The sequence below is a fragment of the Neoroseomonas soli genome (assembly GCF_018129065.1).
GTDB classification, from domain to species: domain Bacteria; phylum Pseudomonadota; class Alphaproteobacteria; order Acetobacterales; family Acetobacteraceae; genus Neoroseomonas; species Neoroseomonas soli.
On the sequence record NZ_JAAEDM010000041.1, the window covers coordinates 26,093 to 42,354 of the forward strand.

The following is a 16,262-nucleotide window of genomic DNA, read 5'->3' on the forward strand; positions in this document are numbered from 1 at the left end:
ACCTTCCCATCATGGGAAGCCGGACGCTTCTGCTCATCGGAACAACGGACCTCAAGGAGGATCACGTGCTTCGCTTCCGGATCGCGAATATGGGCTGTGGCGGGTGCGCGAAGGGCGTCACGAGGGTTGTCCGGATCGTCGATCCGGACGCCCAGGTGACGTTCGACCTCCAGACGCGTGAGGTCAGCATCCAGGGCTGTGCCGCGGACGCCGATCGGTTTGACCGCGAGCTGCGGTCTGCCGGCTGGAAGTCCGAACGCGTGCAGGGCTGATCCGGCCCCACAGCAATGCTTTGTCACGAAGCAACAACACGGACGACGTAGCCTGCCATTACGCAACGCAGGACGATCCGAACAAGGGAAAGCCTTCGATGTCTCGCTTGAAATCCACTCTCGTCCTCGCCGCCGCACTGACCGCGGGCCTCGGCGCCGGCGCCCGGGCGCAGGACGCCGATCCGCATGGGCACGGCCAGCAGCCCCAGGCGCCCGCGCAGGCGGCGCCCAGTTCCGAACGGCAGGCGCAGCTTGGCGCAGGCATGATGATGTCGCCGCAGCAGATGCAAGACTCCCATCGGCAGTTGATGCAAGGCGGTGCGACCATGCCGATGGGCCGGGGCGGGCCTGGGCAGATGCATGGCAGCCATGGCGTGGCGGCGCCTGGCGCCCAGCGCGCCGCCTCGACCACGGCCTTCATGGAGGCCAACGCGAAGATGCATCGCGACATGGCCATCACCTACAGCGGCAATGCGGACCGCGACTTCGCTGCCGGCATGATCCCGCACCACCGGGGTGCGATCGACATGGCACGCATCGCCCTTGAGTATGGCCAGGACCCGGAAGTGCGGGCGCTGGCGCAGGCCGTCATCACCGCGCAGGAAGCCGAGATCACGCAACTTCGCAGCATCCTCGCACGCCTGCCGGCGCACTGACGCTCATGTTCAGCGAGCCCGGGATCGGGCTCGCCTTCTCGGTACGGCTGAGAGAGGACGATGACGATGAGCAGCACCGAACACGGCCCTCTGGCCGATACGATGTGGCGGTTGACTGAACTCATGCCCTGGTTCGCCGCCATTGAGGCGGGCGATCCGGCCAACCGCCAGGCCGTGGGAGCCATCGCGTTGCGCCGGCTTCAGGACGATCGGCAAGGCGCGATCACAGCCCAACTCGCGATGACGCGCAGCGCAATGGAGCACGCGACGCAGGCGGCCTCGCGCCTCGCCACTGCGCGCAATCCGATGGATGCCGCGGTTGCCCAGGCCGTCATCGGCCTGGCACTGGCGGAGTTCGCCGCGGCGCCCACGCGAGCCTGGCTGGAGATGATTTCCAGGCTGCACGCCTGCTGCATGACCATGGCGAGCGAATCTCCCGACAACTCTCCTCCGTCAAGCGAGGCAGAGGCAGAGAGCCCGGCCACGCGAGCCAGGACCCGGGCTGCCGCTCCGCCCACGTCCGAGGTGACGTAGCGCGCCGGCCACGCCGCCTGGGACCCAAAGAGCCGGTAACCCTCAAAGGAGCAGACAACATGTCTGGCCATGCCCATCATCAGGCTGGCCCTTCGCCGGAACAGAGCTTCTGGCGGAGCCGCAGCGGCCTCGTCTTCATCGCCTTTGCTGTCGTCGCGGCGGTCTACCTGCTGTTCGAGCACACCGCGCACGTCGTCCAATACCTGCCGTTCGGCATCGTGCTGCTCTGTCCGCTGATGCACATGTTCATGCACGGTGGACACGGCGGGCACGGCGGTGGAAGTGGCGGCGCGCGGATCGGAGGCCAGACATGAGCGGCATGCAGGGCTACGGCTTCTGGGTGTTCGCCGCAGCGAACGCCGCGCTCTTCATCGCCTTCGCCTACAGCTTCGCGCGCCCCCTGAACGCGCGTGACTGGCGCAGCTTCGGGGCGTTCTCGGCCTTCATCGTCGCGCTCTTCGCCGAGATGTACGGCTTCCCGCTGACCATCTATCTGCTCTCCGGCTGGCTGCAGACGCGCTGGCCGGGCGTGAATTGGTTCAGCCACGACGCGGGCCACCTGCCGGAGATGATGCTCGGGCTTGGCGTCAACCCGCACTTCGGGCCCTTCCACCTGCTGAGCACGGTCTTCATCATCGGCGGCTTCTGGCTGGTGGCGGCGGCCTGGCCGGTGCTGTTCCGCGCGGTGCGCGCCGGGCGACTTGCGACGACCGGGCCTTATGCGTGGCTGCGGCACCCGCAATATGCGGGCTTCATCCTCATCATGACCGGCTTCCTGTTCCAGTGGCCGACCCTGGTGACCCTCGTGATGTATCCGGTGCTGGTCGCGATGTACGTGCGCCTCGCCCGCCGCGAGGAGCGCGAGGCCGCAGAACGGTTCGGCCCGGAATACGCGGCGTGGCAGGCACGGGTTCCGGGCTGGTTCCCGCACCTCGGCGGAGGGGCCTCCGGTGCCGCGCGGCCGTCATGAGCACCGACGGCGACCCGAGAGCCCACAGACAAGGGCATGAACGCATGACCGTCGAGCACCATCATGGCCATCACCACCATCCTGACCACGCCCCGGGCGCAACGGCGATGTCCACCCCGTCGGAGGGTGCGCAGGCCGGGCACGGTGATGCAGGCCATGGTCATGCGGGCCATGACCACGGCGCCATGGTGGCCGAATTTCGCCGACGCTTCTGGATCTGCCTGCCGCTGACCATTGGGGTCGTGCTGCTGTCGCGGCACATTCAGATGCTGCTTGGCCTGCCGGAGTGGCTCAACTTCCCGGGCGGCGCGTTCGTCGAGGCCGGTCTCGCCAGCGTCGTGTTCTTCTATGGCGGCTGGCCCTTCATCACCGGCCTCGCGGACGAAGTGCGCCGCGGCAAGCCGGGGATGATGACACTGGTCAGCCTCGCGATCGTCTCGGCCTATATCTACTCGCTCGCGGTGCTCGCCGGCCTCGCCGGGGAAGTCTTCTTCTGGGAGACCGCGACGCTCATCCTGGTCATGCTGCTCGGCCACTGGTTGGAAGCGAAGTCCGTGCTGGGCGCCTCCGGCGCGTTGCAGGCTCTGGTGCGGCTGATGCCGTCAACGGCGACGCGCCTGGGCGCCAATGGCGCGCAGGAGGAAGTGCCCATCGCCGCGCTGAAGGCCGACGACCTTGTCCTGGTGCGTCCCGGCGCGAAGATCCCGACCGACGGCACCGTCACGGAAGGCAGCTCGTCCGTGGACGAAAGCATGCTCACGGGTGAGTCCCGACCGGTCGAGAAGGCCGCCGGTGACCGTGTCGTCGGCGGCGCGGTAAATGGTGAAGGCGCGTTGACGGTGCGGATCGACCGCACCGGCGGCGAGACCTACCTGGCGCAGGTCATCCGCCTTGTCGAGCAGGCGCAGGCGACGCGGTCCCGTACCCAGGATCTCGCCAACCGGGCCGCCGGCATCCTGACCTGGGTGGCGATCGGCGTGGGCGGCGGCACCTTCGCGGTTTGGCTGCTGCTCGACGCACCGCTCGCCTTTGCGTTGGAGCGGATGGTCACCGTGATGGTCATCTCCTGTCCGCATGCGCTGGGGCTTGCCGTGCCGCTGGTCGTTGCCGTCAGCACCGAACTGACTGCGCGGAACGGGCTGCTGATCCGCGATCGCGCTGCCTTCGAGCGCGCGCGCAGCCTGCAGGCCGTGGTCTTCGATAAGACGGGCACGCTGACCGAAGGCCGCTTCGGCGTCGCCTCGGTCGTGCCGCTCGGCGCCGGGATGGACGAGGTGGAGGTGCTGCGCCTCGCTGCAGGGCTCGAGGCGTTCTCCGAGCATCCGATCGCCCAGGGCATCCTGCGTGGCGCGGACGAACGCGGCATCGCCCTGCCGGCGGCCACTGACTTCCGCAATCTCCCCGGCGAGGGCGCCCGCGCCACGATCGATGGGCGCACGGTCGAGGTGGTCAGCCCCGGCACGCTGCGCCGGCGTGGCATCGATGTCACGGACGGCCGTGTTGCGGCCGAGCACCTGGCCGGGCGCACCGTGGTCTTCGTGGTGGTCGACGGCACTGTCGTCGGTGCCGTGGCGCTGGCGGACGTGGTGCGGCCGGAGAGCCGCGAGGCGGTTCGCCAGCTCCAGGCGCTCGGCCTGCGCTGCATGATGCTGACCGGCGATGCCAAGCCCGTCGCCGAGCAGGTCGGCCGAGAACTCGGCCTTGATGAGGTGCGCGCCGAAGTGCTGCCGCACCAGAAGGCTGAGGCGGTGCAGGCCATCCAGGCGAAGGGCCTGACGGTCGCCATGGTCGGCGACGGCGTGAACGACGCGCCGGCCCTCGCGCAATCGGACTTGGGCATCGCCATCGGGGCCGGCACGGATGTCGCGGCGGAGGCGGCCGACATTGTCCTGGTCAGGAATGACCCGCGGGACGTGGTGGCCATCCTGGCGCTCGCCCGGGCGACCTACGCGAAGATGGCGCAGAATCTGGTCTGGGCGACGGGCTACAACGTCATTGCCATTCCGCTCGCCGCCGGCGTGGGCATCCCCTGGGGTGTGCTGCTAACCCCGGCGGCGGGGGCGGCATTGATGTCGCTTTCCACTGTGGTCGTCGCGCTGAATGCGCGGCTTCTCGGTCGGCAGGGCGAGCATCAGCTCGCCGCCCTGCGGCAGGATATCGCGCGGCGACACGCCGAGGCGGCCGCATGAGGCGGGACGCACGAGATAACCGGACGGTGTCACGAGCGCGGTTGCAGGCCATGACCCGCTGCTGCGTGACGCGGTGGCTGCGATCGGCGGCCGGGATGCTCGACGACTCTGATCATTTGCTTGGCCGGCTCTGCCTGCCCCATGCCGGGGTAAGCCAGCGCGGCCGGATCGAAGGAGGAGTTCCATGTCCGCACGCATGATCCGAGGTGGTGCCGCGGTGGCGGCACTGCTGCTTGCCTGGCCGGCAATGGCGCAGCAGGCGCCCGCGTCGGACCCGCACCATCCTGCGGACGCCGCGGCTGCCCCTGGAGCACCGGCGACGCCCGCCCCATCGGCCGCGGCGCCTGCCGCACCGCGCCCCGGTGGCGGCATGGGCATGATGGGCATGATGGGTGGCGGCCAGGGCGGCATGCCGATGATGATGATGGGGGGCGGCGAGGGGCGGCCCGGCATGGACATGATGCGCCATCACCGCGGCTACGGCTCGCCGATGAACGTCATCATCAATGTCGGCCCTGGCATCCAGGTCGACGTCGAGGATGACGACGGCCGCCGTGGCATGGGCCGGCGTGGCATGATGCGCGACGGAATGCCCGGCATGATGCGCGACGGGATGCCTGGCGTGATGGGCGGCGGCATCCCCATGCGGGAGATGCCCGATGGGCCGGGCGCCGGCATGGGGCCGGGCGGACCGATGGCCGAGCAACTGCACGACCTGCTCGCCGAGCGCTTCGAGGGCGGGTTGGCCTTCCTGCGCACGGAGCTGCGCATCAGGCCCGACCAGGAGGCGGCGTGGAATGCCTTCGCCACCCGCATCCGGGAGGCGGCGACCAAGTTCCGCACTGCGCGGGAGCGCATACCGGTCCCCGCCGCCGGTGCCGGGCTCGACCAGCGGCTCGCGGTCCAGGAGGCGCGTCTGTCGGCCGAGCTTGAACGCGCCCGCGCCTGTCGCGAAGCGGCCAGTACCCTGCTGCCGGCTCTGGACGACGGCCAGCGCCGCACCGTCGAGGCGCTGTCCTGGCTGATCCTGCCCGGTGGTGGCCCCGGGCCCATGGCGCGGGGGATGGGTGGCCCTGCCCGCTGAGACGCGCCGCTGGCGGCGGGCGCATGCCCCGCCGCCAGCCGCTTCCCTCCAACAGGGACAATGGTCGATGCATGCTTCGGCAGTGGAGCCGACGCGGCGTGCCTCGGAGCCGCAAGCGTTCCCAGGGCTTGGCGATGCCAGGGCCTACGGCATGGATGCCTGGAAGCGATGCGCCTGGTCGGCAGGCTGACGGGCGGCATCTGGCCGGTGCGGGCGACGGAAGCGGGGAGGATCAGGAGTTGATGTCCCAGTGTGAGGGACGGTGGGTCGGTTCGGCGGACGCCATCGTCACAAGAACACATCGCTTCGAAGCGAGGAGAGGAGGTGGCCCATGAAACGGCGGGTGCCCGAAAGTAAACTAACGCCGTCTGCAGACCGCATGGCAAAGAAAGAATACGAGATGCGGCTGCACAAGATGCAGATCGAACTTGTGAAGCTGCAGAGGCACTTCATTACATGCGACGATAAGATACTTGTCCTGATCGAGGGGCGCGATGCGGCGGGAAAGGACGGTGTCATCAAACGCATAGTGCAGCATCTGAGCCCACGAGAGACGCGCGTAGTCGCCCTTGGCAAACCCTCGGAGCGAGATCAATCGAGTTGGTACTTCCAGCGCTTCACGGGACATCTTCCAACTGCGAGGGAGTTCGTTCTGTTCAATAGGAGCTGGTACAATCGTGCCGGGGTGGAGAAGGTGATGGGCTTCGCCACGGAAGAGCAGCACGAAGAATTCATGGATACCGTCATCGAATTTGAGCGTATGCTCGTGAAAGCGGGAATTAAATTGATCAAATACTATCTCGATATAAGCCGTGACGAGCAGAAGAGGCGTCTGGCGGATCGGCGACGCGACCCGTTGAAGCAATGGAAGATCAGCCCGATCGACGAAACGGCCCTGAAGCATTGGGATGCCTACAGTGACGCCAGAAACGAGATGCTGGCGCGCACCCACAATCCAACAACACCATGGACTATCGTGAAGGCCGATGAGAAGCGGTCTGCTAGACTGAATTTGATCGCAAATCTTCTTCAGAGACTGCATTATGCCGACAAGGATTCTTCGGCAATTATTTCTAATTCCGATATCGTATTTAATTATCAGAGTTCAGGTCTCGGAGTCGCAACGCTTGCGCCTTGAGCACGCGGATCGTGTTGGTGGCGCTCCGCATCGTCGGGCTTGCTGATAACGCCGACCGAACGGTTCCGGAGCCGGGCCTCCACGGCAGCCCCTCCAGCCGGATTGCAATAGCCTACCCCCCTATACCAAGTGTCGCCCATGACCCACACCATCCGCGAGAAGCAGAAGCTCCTGGCCCGGGTGCGTCGGATCCGCGGGCAGGGCGAGGCGATCGAGCGCGCGCTCGAGGCTGAGGCTGGCTGCGAGCGGGTGATGCACCTCCTCGCCGGCACCCGTGCTGCCATGGGCGGGCTGATGGCCGAGGTGGTCGAGGACCACGTCCGCACGCACCTCGTCGACCCCGAGAACCGCTTCCACCGCCGCGGATGCCGACGACACGGGATTTCCGTTAGCCGGAGCAAAAGCCTTCCCTCCATTCCAACGGCTGCCGGGTGTGCGGCTCACGAAGAAGGTACTGGCCTCTCCGTGCTCAGGGATTCAGCGTTGGCGTAGGTTCTCGAATCGGGAGGCGCTGGTGAGCAGAGCCACATGCAAGGCGGGCCGAAAGCGGCGATCGCGTCCTCCGCACGGTGTCGGTAGTCAACGCAAGCTGAAGTCAACGGGCATGTCCGCTGCGCTGACGGAGGCGAAGGACGCCGAGATTGCACGCTTGGCTCGGGACCTGGCCGAAACGCAAGCGAGGCTGCGGGAGATCGAAGAGAGAGGCACCGAGGTCTACACGGCACGGAAGATTGAATCCCTGCTGGAGGCGGCGCAGATCGCGCGCGGACAGGCCTTCGACGCGTCGCTCGCCCGAAACCGGGCAGAGGGTCAATTGCGCGCCCTCGAGAGGGCGATCGTGGAGGTGCGCGGGCCTTACGGGTGGTTCCTGCGTCGTGCTGCGCGACGCGTGCTGGCACAGACCTCTACCCAGCACGAGAACTGACGGACCCGGAGTGTGCGCCGGGCCCGACAGGGCGATGGCGCATATCGGCTCGTCGAAGACGATCGCGGATGCATCGGAGGCCGCGGCGAGGTCAGTGGCACCGCAGTCTTTGAGGCGGTGCCACGAATGAGTGGGTCACGGGGATCGGACTTCGCTCGGAGGACTACGGCACCCGCTCGCTGAGGCGAACGAAGGCCTCGATCATCTACAAAGCGGCGGGCAACCTGCGAGCCGTCCAGATCCTGCTTGGCCTCACCAAGATCGAAAGTACGATCCGCTATCTCGTATTCGCAGTCGATGGCCGCGCCGGTGTGTTGCGCCGCGACGGGCGAGCAGGCCTCCATGCGCATGGCAGGGGCGATGATCGCTGTGCCGCTGGTCTCGTTGACGAAGGGGATCACCACGTTCGGGTCGAGCAGGCGCAACGAGAAATTCGGCCCGTCGAAGATGTGCCGGTCGTGGTTGTTGTACGCCCCGGCCTGTCGCGAGGCTGAGACCGATCCGGCCAAGCGGATGGCCTGAGCAGGCGACGGCCGGCATCACTCCGATGGGTCACGAGGAGCGCGAGTCGTGTTCGGCGGCGATCTGGGCGGTGGAGGTGATTGGCGACCGGGGCCCGGCGGCCATACAGGCGGGAGCGGAGGTGGTGGCGGATACCCGTGCCACTTTGTCGTTCAGCGCTTCCTCCGCCGCACACCAACCCCGGCGATAACCGCGCTCCTCTGCCTCGTTCAGCAACTTCGCCAATGCCGCCCGTTCAGCCTCGCCACGGTCGCTGCCTGAGTTAAACCACCATAACGCGCCCCGCCACATCACGCGCGGCAGTGACCACGCGAGAAGCACCATCACCAGCGCCCCGCCGGTTTGCAGGGCCTGCGCCAGGACGCTTGGCCAACTAATCCCATCCAACATCCCGCGCTCCATCCAAGTCAAACCCAACCCGCCGCGCAACAGCTACGGCGTGCTATACGTTCAGCGGACGTTTCGGTCGATTCTGACAAGCCTCTCGCGGGCGTCAATTGCTCACGGCGACTGTCAGACCCGGTGAACTCGGCGATCGCCTCCGTGCTGACCGGGTTGGGCACGGATGCTGGGGGCGTTGCGACGCTCCCCTCAGACCGAGAATTCGTGGTGCACAGCGTGACGAGGCCGACATTCTCACGATCGCCCAAGATCAGGAGTTCGTCGGCTATGTGCGCGAGGCGGGCCGCCTTCGCGCGTAGTTCAGCCTGCGCCCCGCTCGCCCCCGGACTGCCGGCGGAAACGTTGTCTTGTCACGATCGGTTCGGGTGACTGAGATCAGGCGGCTTTGCGCTTCGGAAACGGCCCGTGCGGGATCTCCGGCGGAGCAAAGCTCTCCGCATTGGCGCGGTCCCAGCGGCTGTACCAGTGGGCCAGCTCAGGGATCTCCTCGCCCGAGACGAGGAATCCGTCCGGCAGATAGCGGAGACCTCGTTGCCGTCGAAAAACGCGTTGTCCTTCTGCCGGAACATGAAGTGATAGGGCATGAAGTTGCTTGGATGATTGAGACCGGCGGCGCCGGCAATCTCGGCGAGCGCCTTCATGGCGTTGCGGTGAAAGCGAGCGACGCGGTCGCTCTCGCCGCCGATATCGATTGCGCGCTGGCGCACCGGATCCAGCGTCGCAATGCCGACCGGGCAGCGGTTGGTGTGACAGGCCTGAGCCTGGATGCAGCCAATGGCGAACATGAAGCCTGGTGCGGCATTGCACCAGTCGGCACCCAGCGCGATGGCGCGCGCGATGTCGAATGCGGATACGATCTTGCCGGCGACAGCGATTCTGACCTGATCGCGGAGACCCGCTCCACGCAGCGTGTTGTGAAGGAACGTAAGGCCCTCCAGCATCGGCATGCCGACGCGGTTGACGAATTCGATGGGAGCAGTCTCGGTTCCTCCTTCCGCGCCGTCCACGACGATGAAATCCGGTACGATGCCGGTCTTCAGCATGGCCTTTACCATGCTCATGAATTCGCGGCGGTGGCCGATGCACAGCTTGAAGCCGACCGGCTTCCCGCCGGAGAGTTCGCGCAGTTCCGCAATGAACCGCATCAGCCCGACAGGGGTTGAGAACGTGCCGTGCGCCGCCGGCGAGACGCAGTCGATCCCCATCGCGCTGCTTGCGCTGTTCGGCCACTGCGAGCGCTGCCAAACGGTCTTTGCATGGCGGCAGGGGCGGCCGGCGCTGTCGGAGTGCTTCGACGCGGCGGAGGCGCGGCCCTCGGTGGCGCAGACCATGCCGCCCGCGAGGATGAGCAGCGCGGCGCCGCCGGCGCGGTGACCGGGGCGGCGCGTGCCCGCGTCAGCCCGCGCCGCGCGTCACGCTGAACGGTGCCGAGTCGGCGAAGCGCCGCACGACATTCTCGACCAGCCGCGCCGTGGCATTGGCGTAGCCATCCACCGGCAGCGCACCGATGAAGTTCATCGAGCCAACCGAGAAGACCGCGCCGCCGTTCGGCGTCTCGAAGAAGGTGATGTCGGAACGGATCAGGTCCTCCCGCGATCCCGGCCAGGTGTGGTCGCGGCGCTCCTCGTTGACCGGCTGGTAGCTCGGTTCCTGCACCACGGCGCGCGCGACGACGAGCGCATGGCGCGGCGTGCCGAGAGAGACATCGGCGCGGTCGAGTTCATGCCCCGCCGCGCCGCCGCCCATCAGCCCGCGATCGCCGAAGATCCCGCCTGGCTGCGCGATGCTATCCAGTCCTTCCCGCAGGAAGGCGACGCGCGGGTCAAGGATGGCGTCGGTGAAGGTGTAGGGGTGGCCGTTGTAGTCGCCCTGGCTGCTGAAGCCGACGCCGACCAGTGCCTGCGGCGGTCGGCCCAGGCGCCGCCACAGCCCGCCATAGCCGCCGTCGAAGGCGTGGTAGCCTTCGCCGGGCATCGTCTCCCACAGGCGGATGCCGCCCTCGGCGCGGCGCAGTTCGAAGGCCCAGAGCCCGTCGTGATGCGGCGCGATGCGCCAGTAGAAACCGTTGCCGCCGAGATAGACGAAGCGTCCGCCACCCTTCAGGTAGCCGTCGATGGCATCGAGCGTCTCGTAGGTGTGGTATTCGGGGTGCTGGCCCGTCAGCACGACGGCGTAGCGCGACAGCAGTTCTGCGCCTTCGGCATGCACATCGTGGTCGGTGATGACCTCATAGTCGATGCCGCGGCGTTCGAGCAGGTCCGTCACGTAGGTGTCCGCGGCGATCCAGTAGGTGCCGGAGCCTGCGGGGTCCGGGTCCATCAGGTGGAACTGGTTCACCCGCTTGTCGATCATCGGCCGCCGCATGGTGGACATCACCACGCCACTGCCGTCGGCATGATGGTTGTAGGGCGACAGGCCGTATTCCGGATGCCCATCCGGCGCCTGCGGCAACGCGCCCCAGGCGGCGGCGCGATCGGCGATCCGCGCCTGGCGCCCCGGGCGCACGAACTGGCTGTAGACCGTGTAGGTGAAGGTCGGCGCGAGGAAGGCGACGCGCGCGCGCCTCCCCGGTTCCTTCGCCCGGACGTGGAAGACGATGTTGTCGCGCCCGCCCTCGGTTTCGAGGTGCAGGGCATAGACGCCGCTCGGCCAGCCCTCCGGCACCGCGAGCGTGAGGGAGGGCGACCAGCCGGCGTCGCCGATGTCGTCCTCGTGGAAATGGATGGCGTCGTAGTGGTGCGGCGCCTCGGTCCAGCGATGCACGGCGCCCGTCCAGGACGGGCCGGTCATCGCCCGCGTCGGCAGGTTGCGACAACGGCCGTGCCAGCGGCCGGGGCCGGTGTCGGCGGCCTCGTCAGTCGGGATGCCGATGGCGAAGTCCCAGTCGGCAACGACATCCGCGGGCGCGGCGCCGCTCGCCTGGGCGCGGAGCCGGTCGGCCAGCGCGGCCACGCCGCGCAGGATGCGTGGGCGCGCGATCTTGCCGTTGAAGTGCTGGCGCGCAAGGCCGCCCGCCTCCTCCGCTGCAATGGCCGCGCTGCCGATGCCCTGCGGTGCCGCAGCGCCGGGCGACATTGCGGCGGCGGCGGCCGCCTCCTCCAGGTCCAGCCGCGGTCGCTGCGGCGCCTGCGCGATCTCAAGCCTGCCCTCCGCCGGATCGAAGCGACAGGCGATGTCGTGCCAGGCGCGCTCGGTCAGCGGCACGCCCGCTTCAGCCATGACGGTGCCCGCCGGCGCCACCAGGCGCGCGAAGGCGCCCCGTGGACCAAGGCCGAGCGTCAGCTTCGCGTCGCCGCCGCGGCAGGACAGCACCGCCTGCTCGCCGCGCCCCGGCAGGGTCGGCCAGATCGTCGCCACCAGCGCGAGCGGCGTATCGCCCGCGCCGAGATCCACCGCCGGCACCTCTACCCAGGAGCCGAGGCGCATCGGTTGCTCGATGCCCGGGTGCTCGCCCTCGATGGCGCAGGGCATCGGAACCTCGCGGTAGCCTGGCCCCGCCGGATTCGGGTCCCCGCAATGGATGCGGGCGACGCGTGCGCGGTATGGCCCGCCGCCCTTCACGCCGATCATGAAGCGGAGCGTGCCGCCCTGGCGGACGCTCCAGTGCTCGGCATAGCCGGTGACGGGCAGCATGCCGTTCAACCGCGCCGGATGTTCCAGAACAACGGCAGCCCCTTGAGCATGCCGTTGAGGTCGTCGCGATACGCGGTCGGCTGGTAGAACTGCCCGAGCGGCACATAGGGCACGTCGATGAAGGCCTGGCGCTGCATGTCGCGGCCGATGCGCGCGCGGACCTCGTCGCTGCTCGATTGCAGCCACTCGTCGCGCAACTCCTCGAGCTTCGGGCTGGTGGACCAGCCGAAGGTCGCGCTCAACCCGCTGCCTCGGATGAAGTTGTGCGCCGCAGGGTTGAACTGGTTCACGCCGGCCGTGTAGGTGCAGTAGGCGTTGTAGCCGCCGCGATCCTGCACTTCCCGGTTCGCCTGCCGGCGCAGCGCGGAGGCCCAGTCCATCGCCGCGTAGTCGAGGTTGATGCCGATCTTGCGGAAGGTGTCGGCGACCACCTCGCTCATCGCCGTGATGGCGGGGAAGTCGGTCGGGCCCATCATCAGGACCTTCTCGCCCTTGTAGCCCGCCTGCTCGAGCGCACGGCGCGCGGCGGCGAGGTCGCGCGGGCCATTCAGCGCCTCCATCCCCACGTCGCTCGCCATGATCGAACCCGGCGCGAAGAAGCCGACGCCGGCGCGCCACAGCGAACGGTCGGTGCCCGCCACCGCAGTCATCACGTCCTCCTGGTTGATCGCGCCGAGCACCGCGCGGCGGATCGCCGGATTGTCGAAGGGCGGGTGCAGGTGGTTGAAGCGCAGCATGGCGATGGCGCCGGTGGGGTCGAGCACATCCACCTTCAACCCGCGTTGACGCCGCAACAGCGGCAGCAGGTCGGAGGTCGGCTGTTCCCACCAGTCCACCTCGTTGCGCTGCAGCGCGGCGGAGGCGGTGCTGGCATCGGGGATAGTCAGCCACTCGACACGGTCGAAATGCACGACCTTGGGGCCGGCGAGCAGGCTGGTGGTGCCGTTGGGGCGCGGCATGTAGCCGTCGAACTTCGCATAGACGGCGCGCGAGCCCGGCACGCGCTCATTCGCGACGAAGCGGAAGGGGCCGCTGCCCACCATCTCGCTGATCGGCAGGGCCGGGTCGGAATTCGCCAGGCGTTCCGGCATGATGAAGGCGACATTGGCGCCGATCTTGCCGAGCGCGTCGGGCAGCAGCGGGAAGGGTCGCTTCAGGCGCCAGCGCACCACGCGGTCTGACGGCGCGGCGATCTCATCCACCACCGCCATGGCGGCGATGCCGAACTGGTCGCGCACGCCCCAGCGGCGGATGCTGGCGACGACGTCGCGCGCGCGCACCGGCTCGCCGTCGTGGAAGCGCAGGCCTTCGCGCAGCGTCATGGTCCAGGTGCGGCCGTCATCCTCGACCGTGTGGCCTTCGACCATCTGCGGATGGGCGCGGTACTGCTCGTCCCAGCCATAGAGCGTGTCGAAGACGAGGAAGCCGTGGTTGCGCGTGACGAAGCCGGTGGTCGCGATCGGGTCGAGGATGGCGATGTCGGCCTGTGGCACGAAGCGCAGCACGCGCTGGCCCTGGGCGGAAGCGAGGCGCGGTGCGGCAAGCAGGCCGGCGGTCGTGATCGCGGATGACTGCAGGAAGGCGCGTCTGTGCATCGGAAGTCTCCTTCTCGGTTGTCGTCCCGTGTGCCCGCGCTGGTTGCGTCTCGCGGTTCGCCGTTCCCGACCGGCATCGGGAGCGTGGCGGCGGTGCGGCAGGCTGGCAAGGGGGCGGTCAGTCGCGCAGGAAATCGATGACCCGGCTGCGGTTGGCCGCAACGCGCAAGGTGCCCGGCGCACGCAGCCAGAGGCAAGCGCGGCCGGGCCAGGGCATGGCGCCGACCGGCATCAGCGCGCGGCCGCCGCCGAGCGGCGCCAGCGGCGCCCAACGGTGCAGCGGCCCGGCGCCGTGGCAAGCGGTGCCGCTGCCGTCGCAGGCCACCGCGATGGTGATCTCCGCGTGTTGCGCCTGAGCGCGCCAGGTGCCGGACATCTCCGCCGGCAGCCGCGCATCGGCCGGCACCGGGATGAAGCGGCGCGGCGCATGGCCGACCTCGCCGGCGATGCCGCCGCCGTCAGGCCGCAGGCGCATCGGCAGGTAGGGGGAGAGCGCGACGGCTTCGTCCTCGGAATCGCCGGCCATCAGCATATCGCGCACCCCCATGAAGGTCGCGGTGCCGGCGCGGACCTCCAGCCAGGCGGGGCCGTCGGCCTCGGCGAAAAGTCCCTCCGGCAGCACCGGCGCCGCGGCGCGCGGCACGGGCAGATCCAGTAGCCGCGCCATGATGCGCAGCGCGGGAAGGTAGGGCTCCGTCTCCTCCCGGTTGGACAGCAGCACGACGCCGGTGCCGCTCTCCGCATCGAGCAGGAAGTGGTTCTTGAACCCCGGCAGGTGCCCGCCATGGCCGACAAGCCGCCGCCCGTTTGTCTCGACGACATGCAGGCCCAGTCCGTAATGCGATCGCCGCCCGTCCTGCAGGATCGCCGGCGTGGCGAGGCGTTCCAGCACGTCCCCCGCCGGGCCGTCGCCGCGCAGCAGCGCGCGCAGCCAGGTCGCGAGGTCCTGCGCGCTGCCCGCCAGCGCGCCCGATGCCGAGAGCGCCATGCCATAGCCGCCGATGCGCCAGTGCGCCTCCGGCGCGTCGCGCCAATGCCCGTCCGCGAGGCCCGCAACCGGCCGGTCCCAAGCTCCGGGAAACCGGAATCCGGTGCCGAGCGCGTCGTTCAGCGCGCCTTCCACCCAGGCGCCGAATTGCCCGCCCTGCCGCGCCAGCGCGTGTTCCACCAGGCGATAGCCGGTGTTGCTGTAGGACATCTCGCTGCCCGGCGTGAAGTCGAGCCCCGGCAGCGTCAGGGTGAAGGCGTCGAGCGCCGCGGCATCCACCGTGGCGGAATGCGGTACGCCGCAGATCGTGTAGCTGGGCAGCAGGTCCGGTATGCCGCCGGTCATGGACAGGGCACGGAAGCCCGGCACGGCGGCGATCGATGCCGGCAGTTCCGGCAGCGCGGTCCCGAGCGGCGCCGCCAGGTCGAAGCCGCGATGCAGCGCGAAGGCGCAAAGCAGGTGCTTGGTGATGGAGGCGAAGCGGCTCGGCGTCGTCGAGGTGAAGGGCGTGCCGTGGACCAGGCTGGCGAGGCCGCCGCAGGCCGCGCCGCGCAGGCCGTCGCGATCGAAGAGGAGAATGGCGCCGCCCGGCTGCGCCCCCGTCCATTCGCCTACGATGCGTTCGGCCTCGGCGAGGGCGGCGGTCCAGTCGGGCCTGGTCATGGGCATTGTCCGGTCGCTCCGCGCGACCGGAGCGTCGGCCGCGACGGTGCAGCCTAGGATGCCTCCGTCGCGCCCTCCAGGGGGCGCGGCGGCAATGCGAAGCAGCCGACGACATCCTTCACCGAGCCGCCCGGCAGGCCCATGACGAAGCCTTCCATGTGGTCAAAGGCCTCGGCGTGCCGCGCAGCAGCGTGGCCGCGATGCAGAAGGGGATGGACATCAGTGTGCCGGACACCGTGCTGAACGGCCCATTGCTGTCCATGCCGGCGTTGCCGATCTCGCAGGAGTTCATGCGCACCGTGACGGCGGCGATCTTCCGGCCGGCGTCCCGCAGCAGTGCCGTGATCCGCTGGCAGCCGTATCGCCCATACCGCTTCGCCAACTCGGCGATGTCGGCGGTCAGCGCGGCTTCGTCGCCGGATCCTTGAGGCGCCCTCCGCTGCGTCGATCTGTGCTGCCCCAGCACCGCGCAGGCCTTCCGCTCCGACACGCCAAGTTCGCGCATGGCCTGTCGCATCCATACGCAGATCCTCATCGCGGGCATCCAGTCCATCCACTGCCAGGCCCTCAAGGTCTAGCGTTGTCACTTAGGCGTGGCAGAACAGCGGCTGGCCGGGATGTTCCCAGCGCGTGCGCAGGACGCTGCCTGACTCGCTCTCGGTGATGAAGAGGTCGCGATTGTCCGGCCCGC

The 16,262-nt window shown here is 68.7% G+C and carries 16 protein-coding genes and 1 pseudogene; 11 read left to right on the forward strand and 6 right to left on the reverse strand.

Going from position 1 to position 16,262, the window contains the following annotated elements:
* Positions 1-65 precede the first annotated feature (65 nt).
* The 11 genes from GXW76_RS14935 to GXW76_RS14985 all read left to right on the forward strand — a co-directional run bounded on the left by GXW76_RS14935 (position 66) and on the right by GXW76_RS14985 (position 8,290).
* Entirely contained in the window at positions 66-272 is a 207-nt protein-coding gene (locus GXW76_RS14935; protein WP_211862883.1) for a heavy-metal-associated domain-containing protein, read from the forward strand.
* Between the two features lie 98 nt (positions 273-370).
* Complete coding sequence (gene copM / locus GXW76_RS14940; protein WP_246514360.1) at positions 371-928, forward strand: CopM family metallochaperone; 558 nt, start codon at positions 371-373, stop codon at positions 926-928.
* A gap of 66 nt (positions 929-994) precedes the next feature.
* Positions 995-1,462 carry a hypothetical protein gene (locus GXW76_RS14945; protein ID WP_211862884.1) on the forward strand — a complete coding sequence of 156 codons (468 nt, stop codon included), beginning with the start codon at positions 995-997 and terminating at the stop codon, positions 1,460-1,462.
* 59 nt (positions 1,463-1,521) lie between these two features.
* Positions 1,522-1,776, forward strand: coding sequence for a DUF2933 domain-containing protein (locus GXW76_RS14950; RefSeq protein WP_211862885.1), 255 nt, complete (start codon positions 1,522-1,524; stop codon positions 1,774-1,776).
* The gene (locus GXW76_RS14955; protein WP_211862886.1) at positions 1,773-2,432 is read left to right on the forward strand and encodes a methyltransferase family protein; all 660 of its coding nucleotides are present in this window, start codon (positions 1,773-1,775) and stop codon (positions 2,430-2,432) included. The genes GXW76_RS14950 and GXW76_RS14955 overlap by 4 nt, the downstream gene beginning before the upstream one ends.
* A gap of 185 nt (positions 2,433-2,617) precedes the next feature.
* On the forward strand, positions 2,618-4,621 hold the full coding sequence (locus tag GXW76_RS14960; protein WP_211862887.1) for a heavy metal translocating P-type ATPase: 2,004 nt from the start codon (positions 2,618-2,620) through the stop codon (positions 4,619-4,621).
* 184 nt (positions 4,622-4,805) lie between these two features.
* The gene (locus tag GXW76_RS14965; protein ID WP_211862888.1) at positions 4,806-5,705 is read left to right on the forward strand and encodes a Spy/CpxP family protein refolding chaperone; all 900 of its coding nucleotides are present in this window, start codon (positions 4,806-4,808) and stop codon (positions 5,703-5,705) included.
* Positions 5,706-6,036: 331 nt separating this feature from the next.
* Positions 6,037-6,843, forward strand: a complete 807-nt coding sequence (gene ppk2, locus GXW76_RS14970) for a polyphosphate kinase 2 (protein WP_211862889.1) — start codon at positions 6,037-6,039, stop codon at positions 6,841-6,843.
* A gap of 138 nt (positions 6,844-6,981) precedes the next feature.
* A complete protein-coding gene (locus tag GXW76_RS14975) occupies positions 6,982-7,335 on the forward strand; it encodes a metal/formaldehyde-sensitive transcriptional repressor (RefSeq protein ID WP_211862890.1) in 354 nt (117 codons plus the stop codon).
* Between the two features lie 112 nt (positions 7,336-7,447).
* Positions 7,448-7,768: a hypothetical protein gene (locus tag GXW76_RS14980; RefSeq protein ID WP_211862891.1), complete on the forward strand. Its 321-nt coding sequence runs from the start codon at positions 7,448-7,450 to the stop codon at positions 7,766-7,768.
* Between the two features lie 297 nt (positions 7,769-8,065).
* On the forward strand, positions 8,066-8,290 hold the full coding sequence (locus GXW76_RS14985; RefSeq protein WP_211862892.1) for a hypothetical protein: 225 nt from the start codon (positions 8,066-8,068) through the stop codon (positions 8,288-8,290).
* 30 nt (positions 8,291-8,320) lie between these two features.
* Here the strand turns inward: GXW76_RS14985 and GXW76_RS14990 are convergent, their stop codons facing one another.
* The 6 genes and pseudogenes from GXW76_RS14990 to GXW76_RS15015 form a co-directional block, all read right to left on the reverse strand.
* Positions 8,321-8,680 carry a hypothetical protein gene (locus GXW76_RS14990; protein ID WP_211862893.1) on the reverse strand — a complete coding sequence of 120 codons (360 nt, stop codon included), beginning with the start codon at positions 8,678-8,680 and terminating at the stop codon, positions 8,321-8,323.
* A gap of 362 nt (positions 8,681-9,042) precedes the next feature.
* On the reverse strand, positions 9,043-10,023 hold the full coding sequence (locus GXW76_RS14995) for an FMN-binding glutamate synthase family protein (protein ID WP_246514362.1): 981 nt from the start codon (positions 10,021-10,023) through the stop codon (positions 9,043-9,045).
* 64 nt (positions 10,024-10,087) lie between these two features.
* Positions 10,088-12,325 (reverse strand): N,N-dimethylformamidase beta subunit family domain-containing protein, encoded by a 2,238-nt coding sequence (locus tag GXW76_RS15000; protein WP_211862894.1) that lies wholly within the window; start codon positions 12,323-12,325, stop codon positions 10,088-10,090.
* A gap of 5 nt (positions 12,326-12,330) precedes the next feature.
* The gene (locus GXW76_RS15005) at positions 12,331-13,920 is read right to left on the reverse strand and encodes an ABC transporter substrate-binding protein (RefSeq protein ID WP_211862895.1); all 1,590 of its coding nucleotides are present in this window, start codon (positions 13,918-13,920) and stop codon (positions 12,331-12,333) included.
* Between the two features lie 118 nt (positions 13,921-14,038).
* A complete protein-coding gene (locus GXW76_RS15010) occupies positions 14,039-15,571 on the reverse strand; it encodes a serine hydrolase domain-containing protein (RefSeq protein ID WP_211862896.1) in 1,533 nt (510 codons plus the stop codon).
* Positions 15,572-15,890: 319 nt separating this feature from the next.
* A pseudogene (locus GXW76_RS15015) lies at positions 15,891-16,067 on the reverse strand (IS3 family transposase); the annotation flags it as partial.
* Between the last annotated feature and the right edge of the window lie 195 nt (positions 16,068-16,262).

Coding starts and splice junctions, on each gene's coding strand:
- copM (WP_246514360.1), top strand. CDS start 371: ATGTCTCGCTTGAAATCCACTCTCGTCCTCGCCGCCGCACTGACCGCG.
- GXW76_RS14945 (WP_211862884.1), top strand. CDS start 995: ATGAGCAGCACCGAACACGGCCCTCTGGCCGATACGATGTGGCGGTTG.
- GXW76_RS14950 (WP_211862885.1), top strand. CDS start 1,522: ATGTCTGGCCATGCCCATCATCAGGCTGGCCCTTCGCCGGAACAGAGC.
- GXW76_RS14955 (WP_211862886.1), top strand. CDS start 1,773: ATGAGCGGCATGCAGGGCTACGGCTTCTGGGTGTTCGCCGCAGCGAAC.
- GXW76_RS14960 (WP_211862887.1), top strand. CDS start 2,618: ATGGTGGCCGAATTTCGCCGACGCTTCTGGATCTGCCTGCCGCTGACC.
- GXW76_RS14965 (WP_211862888.1), top strand. CDS start 4,806: ATGTCCGCACGCATGATCCGAGGTGGTGCCGCGGTGGCGGCACTGCTG.
- ppk2 (WP_211862889.1), top strand. CDS start 6,037: ATGAAACGGCGGGTGCCCGAAAGTAAACTAACGCCGTCTGCAGACCGC.
- GXW76_RS14975 (WP_211862890.1), top strand. CDS start 6,982: ATGACCCACACCATCCGCGAGAAGCAGAAGCTCCTGGCCCGGGTGCGT.
- GXW76_RS14980 (WP_211862891.1), top strand. CDS start 7,448: ATGTCCGCTGCGCTGACGGAGGCGAAGGACGCCGAGATTGCACGCTTG.
- GXW76_RS14985 (WP_211862892.1), top strand. CDS start 8,066: ATGGCCGCGCCGGTGTGTTGCGCCGCGACGGGCGAGCAGGCCTCCATG.
- GXW76_RS14990 (WP_211862893.1), bottom strand. CDS start 8,680: ATGTTGGATGGGATTAGTTGGCCAAGCGTCCTGGCGCAGGCCCTGCAA.
- GXW76_RS14995 (WP_246514362.1), bottom strand. CDS start 10,023: ATGGTCTGCGCCACCGAGGGCCGCGCCTCCGCCGCGTCGAAGCACTCC.
- GXW76_RS15000 (WP_211862894.1), bottom strand. CDS start 12,325: ATGCTGCCCGTCACCGGCTATGCCGAGCACTGGAGCGTCCGCCAGGGC.
- GXW76_RS15005 (WP_211862895.1), bottom strand. CDS start 13,920: ATGCACAGACGCGCCTTCCTGCAGTCATCCGCGATCACGACCGCCGGC.
- GXW76_RS15010 (WP_211862896.1), bottom strand. CDS start 15,571: ATGACCAGGCCCGACTGGACCGCCGCCCTCGCCGAGGCCGAACGCATC.